The sequence below is a fragment of the Diaminobutyricimonas aerilata genome, from assembly GCF_002797715.1.
Classification (GTDB): domain Bacteria; phylum Actinomycetota; class Actinomycetes; order Actinomycetales; family Microbacteriaceae; genus Diaminobutyricimonas; species Diaminobutyricimonas aerilata.
Genome location: NZ_PGFF01000001.1, coordinates 2,593,430 through 2,605,188 on the forward strand (window position 1 = coordinate 2,593,430; position 11,759 = coordinate 2,605,188).

Annotated in this window: 9 protein-coding genes; 3 read left to right on the plus strand and 6 right to left on the minus strand. The window is 68.5% G+C overall.

All coding sequences use genetic code 11. The annotated features are described in order from the left end of the window. Nucleotides 1-40 precede the first annotated feature (40 nt). Nucleotides 41-1,330 (minus strand): ABC transporter substrate-binding protein, encoded by a 1,290-nt coding sequence (locus CLV46_RS12500; RefSeq protein ID WP_245866815.1) that lies wholly within the window; start codon nt 1,328-1,330, stop codon nt 41-43. A 169-nt stretch (nt 1,331-1,499) separates the two neighbouring features. Here CLV46_RS12500 and CLV46_RS12505 point away from each other — a divergent pair, with 169 nt between their 5' ends. The 3 genes from CLV46_RS12505 to CLV46_RS12515 all read left to right on the plus strand — a co-directional run bounded on the left by CLV46_RS12505 (nt 1,500) and on the right by CLV46_RS12515 (nt 6,984). Then, nucleotides 1,500-2,714, plus strand: coding sequence for an ROK family transcriptional regulator (locus CLV46_RS12505; RefSeq protein WP_245866818.1), 1,215 nt, complete (start codon nt 1,500-1,502; stop codon nt 2,712-2,714). A 95-nt stretch (nt 2,715-2,809) separates the two neighbouring features. Then, nucleotides 2,810-4,849, plus strand: coding sequence for a beta-galactosidase (locus CLV46_RS12510; RefSeq protein ID WP_100365078.1), 2,040 nt, complete (start codon nt 2,810-2,812; stop codon nt 4,847-4,849). After that, the gene (locus tag CLV46_RS12515; RefSeq protein WP_245866820.1) at nt 4,846-6,984 is read left to right on the plus strand and encodes an alpha-galactosidase; all 2,139 of its coding nucleotides are present in this window, start codon (nt 4,846-4,848) and stop codon (nt 6,982-6,984) included. Before CLV46_RS12510 ends, CLV46_RS12515 begins: the two co-directional genes overlap by 4 nt. 34 nt (nt 6,985-7,018) lie before the next feature. Here CLV46_RS12515 and CLV46_RS12520 read toward each other — a convergent pair whose 3' ends face one another. The 5 genes from CLV46_RS12520 to CLV46_RS12545 all read right to left on the minus strand — a co-directional run bounded on the left by CLV46_RS12520 (nt 7,019) and on the right by CLV46_RS12545 (nt 11,684). Continuing rightward, the gene (locus tag CLV46_RS12520; RefSeq protein ID WP_100365079.1) at nt 7,019-7,270 is read right to left on the minus strand and encodes a hypothetical protein; all 252 of its coding nucleotides are present in this window, start codon (nt 7,268-7,270) and stop codon (nt 7,019-7,021) included. A gap of 80 nt (nt 7,271-7,350) precedes the next feature. After that, nucleotides 7,351-7,977 (minus strand): hypothetical protein, encoded by a 627-nt coding sequence (locus CLV46_RS12525; protein WP_157802317.1) that lies wholly within the window; start codon nt 7,975-7,977, stop codon nt 7,351-7,353. Nucleotides 7,978-8,068: 91 nt separating this feature from the next. Then, nucleotides 8,069-9,616, minus strand: a complete 1,548-nt coding sequence (locus CLV46_RS12530; protein WP_342746117.1) for a DNA/RNA helicase domain-containing protein — start codon at nt 9,614-9,616, stop codon at nt 8,069-8,071. 226 nt (nt 9,617-9,842) lie between these two features. After that, nucleotides 9,843-10,160: a nucleotide pyrophosphohydrolase gene (locus tag CLV46_RS12535; RefSeq protein WP_100365082.1), complete on the minus strand. Its 318-nt coding sequence runs from the start codon at nt 10,158-10,160 to the stop codon at nt 9,843-9,845. 453 nt (nt 10,161-10,613) lie between these two features. Next, nucleotides 10,614-11,684 carry a DNA cytosine methyltransferase gene (locus CLV46_RS12545; RefSeq protein ID WP_100365084.1) on the minus strand — a complete coding sequence of 357 codons (1,071 nt, stop codon included), beginning with the start codon at nt 11,682-11,684 and terminating at the stop codon, nt 10,614-10,616. Nucleotides 11,685-11,759 lie beyond the last annotated feature (75 nt).

Sequence of the window (11,759 nt, forward strand, 5' to 3'; positions counted from 1 at the left end):
GTGCCGGCCGCGAACCCGGCCGGCACCCGCATCCGTTCGACTACCCGTTGCTGACCGGGAAGCCGGTCTCCTTCATGTCGGCGATGACCGCCTCCTGCGTGGCGATGAACGCGTCACGCCACGGAGTGCCGTTGCGGATGGCCTTGGTCAGCTCGTCTTCGAAGGTGCTCTTGGCGAGGTTGACGTTCGGTCCCCACGTGACCGGGATGGTGTCGGAGGCGATGTCGGCGGCGACCGTGTAGAAGTCGGTCTGCTGCGGCATGAGCGACGGCGGGTCGTTGCTCTCCGCCATCTCCTGGCCGACGGTCGAGGCCGGGTAGAGGCTCTGCGTGTTGATGAGCAGCTCGTTGCCCTCTTCGCTCGCGTTGAGCCACGCGGCGAACTTCGTCGCCTCCTCCGGGTGCTCGCTGTCCTTCGTCACGACCACGGCGGATCCGCCCTGGTACGCGACCGCCTTGTCGCCCGCGGTCCACTGCGGAAGCGGCGCCATGGCCCACTTGCCCGCGGTCTCGGGCGCGACCGACTCGATGACGCTCGGCGCCCACACGGCGCTCGGCCAGGAGAGGATCGTGCCCGCGTTGACGGCGGCGTTGTACTCGGGGGTGAGCAGCGGCTCGGTCTGGATGAGACCCTCCGCGGCGAGCGACTCGAAGAAGTCGGCCACCTCGAGCGACGCCTCGTCCGCAATCCCGACCGTCCACTCCTCGCCGTCGATCGCCCACCACTGGGCGCCGGCCTGGGTGGCGACGCCGGCGAAGAAGCCGAACTCGCCGGGCGGCATCGTGGTGATGACGGTGTTCGGGTCGGCGGCCTTCACCGCGGCGGCGGAGGCGCGGAACTCCTCCCACGTCGTCGGCACGGGAACGCCGAGCTCGGCGAAGCGGTCTTCACGGAACACGAACGCCATCGGTCCGACGTCTTGCGGCACCCCGTAGACAGCGCCGTCGAAGGTGGTCTGCTCCCACGTGCCCTCGGTGAACGCATCCTGCACGTCGCTGACGTAGTCGGTGATCTCGAGCGGAACGTCGGCCACGATGAGCGACGGCAGCGTCGTGTACTCGACGAGCGCGAGGTCGGGGGCGTTGCCGGCGCGAGCGGCGGTGAGCAGTTTCGCGGAGGAGTCGTCGCCACCACCGGCATCCGTGTACTTGATCTGGATGTCGGGGTTCTCTTCGTTCCACTGGTCGACGACGCTCTGGCTCTCGGCCGCCCAGGCCCAGTATTCGAGCGTGACAGGTCCGTCGGAGTCGCCGCCCGCGGCGCTGCAGCCGCTGAGTGCCGCGATGGCGACGGCCGTGGCGCTGAAGGCCACGAGGGGTCGGATGCGCATCAGGATCTCCTTTGATGTGTGCGGGTCGGCGGTGACCGCCGATTGACCGACAGCCTGAACCGGCGATGCGAGTTTGTCAACAGGCAAAACAAAGTCGATCGATGCCCGGATGCCGTGGGCGGCAGCGCGAGCGGGTCTAGGCTGCGTCGCGACAGCGAATCGAGGGTCAGTGTCCGAAGTACTCGACAGCGCCGCCGCGATGGTGGGCGGCGGCGCCGGCAGCGCCTCCTCCCGCGAGTGGGCCGGTGCGGGCGATGGCGCCGCCTGGCCCCCGCTCGCCGAGACCGAGCGCGGGGCGCTGCGCGAGCTGCTCATCCACGGGCCGCTCCCCCGCGCCGAGATCGCCCGTCGTCTCGGCATGTCGCGGGCGAGCCTGACCCGGGTCACCCGCGCCCTCATGGAGCACGGGCTCATCGCCGAGGGCGAGGTCGAGCTGCGCGGGGCGACCGGTCGCCCGAGCGAGCTGCTCGTCGTGCGACGGGACGCCCGGCACTTCTTCGGTGTGAAGCTCACGGGCGACACCGCCTTCGCCGTGGTCACCGACCTCGGCGCGCGGATCGTCGCCCGCCACGAGGAACCGATCGTCTCGACGGAGGTCGACGCGGTCATCGACCAGATCGTCGCCGCGCACGCGCGCTTCGCCGCCGACTACCCCGCGATCACCGCCGGCGGGGTCACCCTCGCGGGCGACCTGACCGAGGTCGGCGGCCGGCAGATCGTGAAGGACTCGCCGTTCCTGGGCTGGCACGACGTGTTCCTCGCCGACCTCGTCACCGAGCGCCTCGGCATCCCGATGAGCGCCGAGAACGACGTGCGCGCCCTCACCGCGACCGAGCACTGGTTCGGCGCTGGAGTCGGCTGCCGCTCCCTCGCGCTCATCACCATCGGCGCCGGAATCGGCTTCGGCTTCGTCATCGACGACCGCCTGGTGACCGGCCACCATGGTCGCGCGGGGAGCCTCGACCACCTGCCGATCGACCCGGCCGGCCCGATCTGCGGTCGCGGACATCGCGGCTGCGCGAGCGCCGTGCTGCCGAGCCCCGCGATCGTCGACGCCCTCAGAATGCCCGGGCTCGACTACCCCGGCGTCGTCGCCCTCGCCCGCGACGGCCACGCTCCGGCACTGCGCGCCTTCGCCGACGCGGGACACGCCCTCGGCGTGCTCATCGGCACGGTCGCGAACGCGCTCGACCCGCAGAAGATCGTGCTCACCGGTGACGGGCTGCCGCTCATGGAGCTCGCGGGCGACGTCGTGCACTCGGTGATCGACCAGGTGCGCGCCCCCGGCGTGCCGCCGATCGAGCTCGATGTGCAGCCGTTCGAGTTCGACGAATGGGCCCGTGCGGGTGCCGTGCTCGGCATCCGCACCGCCCTGCAGTTCTGACCGGGTTTGTTACGCATGTTGACAAAGGCGGCGCATCCGCCCCAGGGTTGAGGGCGGCGCGATCGCGCCGACACGCTCATCGAAGGGGATGCCCCGTGGCTCGTCGCGCCGTTACCCGACCCTCCACCCGCCGCGAGCTGCCGGCCTGGCCGACGGACGGCCTGAGCTTCGGTGGCGACTACAACCCGGAGCAGTGGTCGCCCGAGGTGTGGCGGGAGGACGTGCGGCTCATGCGCGAGGCGGGCGTCAACATCGTGACCCTCGGGGTGTTCTCGTGGGGGCTGCTCGAGCCGCGCGAGGGCGAGTTCGAGTGGGGCTGGTTCGACGAGATCATCGGGCTGCTGCACGAGAACGGCATCGCGATCGACCTCGCCACCCCGACCGCCGCGCCGCCGAGCTGGCTGCTGCACGCGCATCCGGACCTGCCCCCGCTCGACGCCCATGGCGAGCGCGAGACCCCGGGCGGGCGACTCGGCTGGTGCCCGAGCTCGCCGGTGTTCCGCGAGCACGCGCTGCGCATCGTGCGGGCGATCGCCGAGCGCTATGGCGACCACCCGGCCGTGAAGCTGTGGCACGTGAGCAACGAGCTCGGCGGCGGCAACGGGCGCTGCCACTGCGAGGTGTCGACGGCGCGGTTCCAGGAGTGGCTGCGCGAGCAGTACGGCACGATCGAGGCGGTCAACGCCGCGTGGGGTTCCGCGTTCTGGGGCCACACCTTCACCGCGTTCGAGCAGATCACGACGCCGACCGGTGACGCCCGCAAGACGAACCCGGGCCGGTTCCTCGACTTCGAGCGCTTCTCCTCCGACGAGCTGCTCGAGCATTACCTCGCCGAGGCGGCGGTGCTGCGCGAGCTCTCCGACCGCCCCGTCACCACCAACCTCATGGTCGGCGCGGGCGGCCACGTGGTCGACTACTCCGACTGGGCGCAGCACGTCGACGTCGTGGCGAACGACCACTACACGATCGTCGACGACCCGCTGCGGCAGCAGGATCTCTCCTTCGCGGGCGACCGGATGCGCGGCCTCGCGGTCGACCGCAAGCCCTGGCTGCTCATGGAGCACTCCACGGGGGCGCCGAGCTGGCAGGAACGCAACCGCGCGAAGGCGCCCGGCGAGATCGTGCGCAACGCGCTCGCGCACGTGGCCCGCGGGTCGGATGGCGCGATGTTCTTCCAGTGGCGCGCCTCCACCGCGGGAACGGAGCAGTTCCACTCGGCGATGCTGCCGCACGCCGGCACCGCGAGCCGGGTGTGGCGCGAGATCGTGCAGCTCGGCGACGCGCTGCAGAAGCTCAAGCCGATCGCCGGGTCGCCGGTGGAGCCGGCGAAGGTGGCGCTACTCGTCGACGAGGAGTCGGCGTGGTCGCTGCAGCAGGGACTCAAGCCGCACCGCGCGCTGCGCTACGCCCGCGAGACGCGGCTGTGGCACCGCGCGTTCTGGCAGCGTCAGGTGCTCGTCGACGTGCTGCCGGTCGACAGCGACCTCGAGGGCTACGACCTCGTCATCCTGCCCACCCTGTTCGTCGTCTCCGACGCGCAGGCGGCCCGTATCGACGCGTTCGTGCGCGCCGGCGGCACCGCGCTCGTCACCTACCTCTCCGGCGTCGTCGACGAGACGAACCGGGTGCGCGGCGGCGGCTACCCGGGCGCGTTCCGTGACCTGATCGGCGTGACGACGGAGGAGTTCCGTCCGCTGCAGACCTACGAGACCGTGCGGCTCTCCGACGGCGGCGTGGTGACCGACTGGAGCGAGGACACCAACCTGCACGGCGCCGAGCCGATCGTCACCTACGCCGACGGCGACTCCGCCGGCCGCGTCGCGGTCTCCCGCAACACCGTCGGCGACGGCGCCGCCTGGTACGTGTCGGCGATGCTGCCCTTCGAGTCGGCGGAGCGCCTCGCCGACCGCCTCATCGACGAGCTCGCCCTCCCCCGCGCGGTCGAGGCGAGCCCCGCGGTCGAGGCGGTGCGGCGCGTCACGCCGGAGGGCGGCGTGCTGTTCCTCATCAACCACTCCGACGCCGACGAGACGGTCGCCGTCTCCGGCGAGTCGCTGCTCGACGACGCGGTGTTCGACGGCGAGGCGCTCGTGCCGGCCGGCGCCGTCGTCGTGGTGCGGGAGGCGGCGCTGTGACGTTCGACCCGAGTCGCGCATCCGCGACCCCGCCCGTGCACGTGCTGCGCGCCGCGGGCGTCGGCGTCGTCATCGCGCTGCACCAGGAGTCGCTGCCCGAGGTGGTGCACTGGGGCGCCGACATCGGCCCGCTCACCGAGGAGGAGGGGCGGCAGCTGCTGCTCGCGGTGGCGCGCCCGCCGTCGCCGAGCGCGCTGGATCACCCGTGGCCGCTCACCCTCGTTCCGGGCGAGCACGACGGATGGGAGGGGCGGCCGGGCCTCGCCGGGCACGTCGACCGGCGGGCGCTGCTGCCGCGCTGGCGCACCACGAGCGTCGAGGGCGACGAGTCCCGCCTGCGCGTCGAGGCGGCGGCGGATGCGCTGCGGCTCGTCATCGAGCTGACCCTCGATGAGTCGGGGGTGCTGAAGGTGCAGCACGAGCTGCTCAACGACGGCACCGAGCCGGTGGATCTCGCGATCCTCGAGCAGACGATGCCGGTCGGCGACCTCGCGAGCGAGGTGCTCGACTTCTCGGGACGCTGGACGCGCGAGCGCGCCCCGCAGCGCCGCCCGCTCACCCAGGGCAGCGTCGCCCGCGAGTCGCGCCGCGGCCGCACCGGGCACGACTCCCCCATGGTCCTCGCGCTCGGCACGCCGGGGTTCGGCGACCAGCAGGGCGAGCTGTGGGCGGTGCACCTGGCGTGGAGCGGCGACTCCGTCTACCGCGTCGACGCGCTGCCCGAAGCCCGCACGGTGATCGGCGCGGGCGCGCTGCTGCGTCCGGGCGAGATCACGGTCGAGCCGGGTGCCTCGTTCCGCACCCCCGCGGCGATGTTCGTGTGGAGCGACGAGGGGCTCGACGGCATCGGCCGCCGCTTCCACCGTTTCGTGCGCAACCGGCCGCAGCATCCGAAGCGCCCCCGCCCGGTGACGCTCAACACGTGGGAGGCCGTGTACTTCGACCACGACCTCGGCAAGCTCACCGAACTCGCTCGCGTCGCCGCCGACATCGGCGTGGAGCGCTTCGTGCTCGACGATGGCTGGTTCCTGGGTCGCCGCGACGACACCGCGGGCCTCGGCGACTGGCGCGTCGACCCGTCCGTGTGGCCGGAGGGACTGCACCCACTCGTGGACGCGGTGCGCAGCCACGGCATGGAGTTCGGCCTCTGGTTCGAGCCCGAGATGGTGAACCTGAACTCGCAGCTGGCCCGCGAGCATCCGGACTGGCTGCTGCAACCGATCGAGAACGAGGTGCGCCCCTGGCGTGGCCAGTTCGTGCTCGACGTGTCGCGGCCGGAGGTGTTCGACTACCTGCTCGAGTCGATCTCGGCGCTCGTGACCGAGTACCGCCTCGACTACATCAAATGGGACCAGAACCGCGACCTCATCGAGGCGGTCAACACCGGTCGCGCGAACGTGCACCGCCACACGTCAGCGGTGTACGACCTGCTCGCCGCGCTGAAGCAGCGCCACCCGGGCCTGGAGATCGAGTCCTGTGCCTCCGGCGGCGCCAGGGTCGACCTGGGCATCCTCGAGCACACGGACCGCGTGTGGGCCTCCGACACGAACGACCCGGTGGAGCGCCTCGCCATCCAACGATGGACCGAACTGCTCCTCCCCCCGGAACTCATCGGAGCCCACGTCGGCCCACCCGTCGCCCACACCACCAAGCGCGCCACGAGCCTCGACTTCCGCATCGCCGTGGCGATGTTCGGCCACTTCGGCATCGAGTGGGACATCACCACGTGTTCGTCTAGCGAGCTAGACGAACTGCGCGAGGGCATCGCGGCGTACAAACGGCTGCGCGGATTGCTGCACACTGGCGACGTATGGCACCTGCCCACCGGCGACTCTGGTACGACTGCGACGTCGATCGTGGCGGCGGATGGGTCGGGTGCGGTCCTGCGGCTGGCGCGGTCCGAGAGCGGGCCGCGGGCGCTACCGGCGCTGCTGCGGGTGCCTGGGTTGGACGGCTCGTCCGAGTTCCACCTCTCGGCGCTCGGGGTGGGCGAAGGTGCGCACAGCACGCCCGCGGAGTCGCTCAGCTCCGCCGGGGCCGTCCGCTCAACCGGAAGCGCGTTGGGCGCGGTCGGTGTCCGGATGCCCCTGCTGCATCCGTCCGAGGCGATTGTCCTGAATTTGGAAGCTCGCTAGCGCAGGCAGGTGATGCCAGAGCCCGCGCCGAGCACTACGGCGCGACGTCGTCGCCGTCCGGCTCCCGGATCGCCCGTAGTCGCATCCGCGCGTCGGCGAGCTCCTGCTCGTACTTGGGTGAGGTGACGACGTCCACCTGTCGCTCCAGCATCGCTTCGAGGCCGCCGACGACCTGGAACTCCGGTGTCGGAAGCTCGTTGCCCTCGATAAGTGCGGACAGCCACTCGAGGAGCACGAGCGCCTCGTCCTGGGTGAAGTCGACCCATACGCGGTCCCCCTCAGTCATCTCGTGACCCTCCGTTTTGCGCCGCGCTGCTCGACCTCATATTGCGCGAGCCATCCCGGAAGCGCACGCCTCGTTTGGGATCAGCTGGCACCCGCTATGTCGGTTCTGACGGGCGCGCTCGCGTTCAACCGCACGCGAGAGGTGGTGAATTTCGCCCGTGCTCGCGTGATGTCGAGATCCTTCACGAGCGCAGCCAGCAGATCGTCGTAAACGCCCCTGTAGGTCGTCAATTCCTCAGCCGAGATCGTGGTTTCGTCGGAGCGCTCGAACCGCTTATCCCAGTGCGGATTCCATCGGATATCTTTGCGTCGCCAACTCGACCGGCGCCGGAACGCGCCGGTGCGGATGACCGCGTCCTCACCCCAGCCTCCGAAGGTGCGGAAGCTGAGCTTCATGAGGGCCCGGTAGGCATCGGTCACCTCGGCGCTGAAGAGGGGCGCCGCCACGTTGAACCTCGAATCGAGCCGCCTCTTCAGATCGACGATGTCGACAGGAGAGTCGTCGCGCCAGGTCCCGATGAACGTCATATAACACATGAGCCAATTCAGGTCCGGAACGAGCTGGGTGTAGTACTCGAGCCGGGTGCGCTGCAGCAATTCGCTGCGCGATTGACGGCGGGTGATGACGAGTCCGAAGGCGACGACGGCCAGGGGCGTGACTGCGCTTCCCACGGCCGAAACGACATCCGTCCATAGCGGTTCGCTCATGTTGCCCGCCTCCCCCAGTCAGGCGACCCCGTTCAGTCGCTTCCTCATCATGGCGTCGAACGGCTTTGGCCGCGATGGCGACCGCCTTTCCTCAGTGCCCCGAGGAATCTACAGCGCGCGACGGGATGAACCTCCTCAGGTACTCGCGCAACGCCGGGTCGCACACGTACACGTACGTGCCCCAAATGCCACGTGTCAGGAGCACCGCGTAAATGTTCCTGATGAAGCGTAGGAGGTCGTCGTCGCTGTAGGTCTTGCCGAGAAGGGGATTGTTCTCCTTCCCCTTCTTGTCGAAGTACGAGGTGCGATCGACGATGAGCCGGCCGTGTTCCGGGTCGTAGCGGAGGTCGGGGCCGACGATCACTCCCGCGTAGTTGAGGTCGTAACCCTGCACAGTGTGGATCGAGCCCACCTCCTCGATCGAGCCCGGGGAGGCGATCCAGTCCGTGGCGGTGCTGTTCCACCGCAGTCGCAGACCGTCGACCTCGATGTCGAACGCCGACTTGTCAGTTTTGCTCCTCCACGGCCACGCGTAACCGGCTACAAGGCGGGCCAGCCCGCGTTCGTTCTCTCGCTCACGGATCTCGCGCTGCATGTCGCCGAGGCTGTCGAAGAGCCTGAGGTCATAATCGCCGAAGTCCGAAAGCACCTCGTCGCGGGCATCCGGACGCCCCTCGAGCATGCGACGTATGTAGGCCACATAGTCGCTGCCGGCCTTCACTCGCATCTGGGAAGCCAGTCGGTAGTGCCGGTGCAGCCCCTTCGCTTCGCGCACGAGTGAATCAACTGTCTCGGGAGCGAGGTCGGCTGGCCGGACGCTCTGCGCGGCGTCGAGCAAAAAGATCTGATGCCGGCTCTTCGCCCGGATCCAGTCCAGCTGCGTTTTCGTCGCGTCGTCCATCCCGAATAAGCGCTCGTTGATCAAACGGAAGTCCCGGTTCAATACGCCCGAAGGCTGGTTCGCGCGAAGGTTCAGACGATGCGTCTCGTCGACAATGAGCAGGTCGTAGTACCCGTCGGAGCGCCCCACGTCGAAGGGGGTCATCACCATGCGCGGCCAGAGGCCGGGCGTCTTTCGGAACACCTTCTCGATCGACTTACGGAGTGACTGCTGGGGCACGACGATGCCGATCTTCAGGTCAGCGAGCAGCTCGCGATAGCCCTCGGTGAAGAAGTCCGCGAAAAGGGAGTCGCTGTCCAAATCGTCAGCGGGCGCTGTGGTCGCAATATCCACGAGCAACTTCAGCAGGTAGATCGCAACCACGGTCTTGCCCGTGCCCGGATCGCCTTGAATAACGATGGTGCTGGTGGTCTCCGCCTGCAGGTCGGTGAAGAAGCCTTCAAGGATGTCCTCGACGGCGATCGCCTGGTCTTGCGTGAGGGCCTTGAAGGGCGAGAGCTTGAACAGGTCGCTGTTCTCGATCTCCGGGATGGTCCGGGTGAAGACGCCGTCGTTTCTGAGCTGCTCGAAGACGTCCCGGAACGATTCGCGGTACTTCTCGCGCTCGTAGTAGTCCGCTTCCGTGATGCCGTCGTTGCGGTTCAATACGCAATACGCGCCGTCGCCCGCGAGCATCCGGATGAGGTAGGACTCGAGGTCGAGGCAGACGGACTTGTTGAAGCGTTCGTCGAGCACCACGCGGAGAGTCGTCAGGTGTTGCTTCTCGGGGGAAGCGAGGTGTTGGCGCATGCGGCCGACAGCGTTCCGTGACTCGCCCACGTACACGTCATCGAGTGACTCCCGTGCCGTTCCGGGAATCGAGTTCGGCCCATCGAGGACGTACACGACGGGCCAATTGGTGTGCCGCGGATCCAGAGGGGCCCAGGACTCGATCCCGTTCAGCTCGAACCTGAGGCGTTCGACCTTAGAGCGCGTCATACTTCGTGCTGCGGCCGCGGGCCTTCTCGACGGGGTACTTCTCGCGCGTCTTCGCGAGCTTGTCGAGGATCAACTGGTTCGGATCCACGCCGAGTCGATCCGCGAGCAGCATGCAATAGGTGAGCACGTCCGCCAGCTCGTCCCGCACTCGGGCATCGTCGGCTGCGTCGCCCCATTGGAAGCACTCGAGCAACTCCCCGGACTCGATGGCGATGCTCTTGGCGAGGTTCTCAGGCGTATGGAATCGCTCCCAATCACGCTCGGCAACGAATGACGCGAGTTTGTCCCTCACGGTTCCATCCATCGCCTCAACGTAGCGGACGGCGGCCGGACGGACCGACTCGCAATTAACCAAGCTTCACCCACAACGCGCTGAGACGCACATGGCGGGAGCGGCTCAATCATGTGTGCCGCCGCTCGTCGCCCTGAGCCTGCGACGTAGACCAAGGTCAGGAGAGACGCCAGGGCATGCCGGGTTCCGCTGGCTGCAATGCGCCCGACCCGCGCAAGTCCTGCCCGGCCCACCGGAGGTCGTATTGCCACGTGTAGAACAGCCCTCCCGAGACGCGCAAGTCGCGCTCGTGATCTCGCCAAATGATCTCGCTGATCTGCAGAATCGTCCCTGTACCACCGAGCTCCCGCAGGGCCGCCAAGATCCATCCGCCTAAGTCACCCTTAGTCGCCATTTTGGACGTCCTTTCATGGATCCTGCGCGAGTCGGAAGCGGCTGCATCGTCGCTGCGAACAGGCCCGGCAGCTACAGCAGCCGCTCGAGCTCAAGGGCGATCGCCTTCGCGAGCGGGATCGGAACGGCATTGCCGATCTGACGCGCGATAGCCGTCTTGGATCCGACGAATCGATGCGTGGACGGGAATCCCTGGAGAAGCGCCGCCTCGTAGTGCGTCAGCGCCCGCGGGGCGACGGGGTGGAGATACCGGCCCTTCTCCGGCTTGAAGAACTCCGTCCTGATCGTCACGGACGGCTTGTCCCAACGCAGCCGACCCATCACGTCCGCTGTTCCGGTGGTGTGCCGCTGCCAGCAAGGCGCGAGGAGGTCGTGGGGGATGTCGAAACGGTTGCCGCCCTCCGGTATGTGGGCGAACCGCTTGAGGGACAGCTCGGAGTACGTCCGTCCGAGATGCAGCTCCTCGGCACTGAAGCTCCCTGCGTACGACCGACCGGCGAATTCGTAGGACCGACTGGGCGGCAGGTCGACCCCGGTCGCTTCAACCGGAACACCGCTAAGCGCTTCGGCGACGGTCACCCAACGTCCACTGTGGGTCGGCGTCGGGAAAGCAGGCGGTGCGACATCCTTACGGTGGCCGATCATCACGGCACGCTTGCGGACCTGCGCCGCACCGTAATCGGCCGCATTCAGGATGCGATGCTCGAACGAGTAGTCCTGAAGGTTTCCGTCACCGATCGCGCGCGAGAACGCCTCGAACTGGGGCGACTTCGCGAAGGCAGCGACGTTCTCCACCACGAAGTACTTCGGGCGCACCGTCGCGATGGTCTGAGCGTAGAGCTCCCATAACGCGTTCCGCTCGTCCTGTACGTCCTGCCGACCGAGCGTCGAGAACCCCTGGCACGGGGGGCCTCCCACGATTACATCCACGGATTGCGGAGCACGCCCTTCCGCCAGCCACTTCTGGATGGGGCCGGCGTACACGACACCGGAGCCGAAGGTCGCCGTGTACGACGCCGCGGCGGCGAAATCCATCTCGACCGCCTGAACCGTACGGAAGCGAGGCGACGCCTCGTGGAAGCCCGCCGTCAACCCACCCGCTCCGGCGAAGAGGTCCAGGACGGAGATCGGGTCTTCATGCATATGACTGAGACTAGCCGGCGGGTGTGACCATGGCCGTCAACGGCGCGGTCTCCGGCGGCGAGGGTCGAGACGAGC

Bases quoted from the DNA above. Each gene is read 5' to 3' on its own strand.
- CLV46_RS12500 (WP_245866815.1), bottom strand. From the start codon at position 1,330: ATGCGCATCCGACCCCTCGTGGCCTTCAGCGCCACGGCCGTCGCCATC.
- CLV46_RS12520 (WP_100365079.1), bottom strand. From the start codon at position 7,270: ATGACTGAGGGGGACCGCGTATGGGTCGACTTCACCCAGGACGAGGCG.
- CLV46_RS12525 (WP_157802317.1), bottom strand. From the start codon at position 7,977: ATGAGCGAACCGCTATGGACGGATGTCGTTTCGGCCGTGGGAAGCGCA.
- CLV46_RS12535 (WP_100365082.1), bottom strand. From the start codon at position 10,160: ATGGATGGAACCGTGAGGGACAAACTCGCGTCATTCGTTGCCGAGCGT.
- CLV46_RS12545 (WP_100365084.1), bottom strand. From the start codon at position 11,684: ATGCATGAAGACCCGATCTCCGTCCTGGACCTCTTCGCCGGAGCGGGT.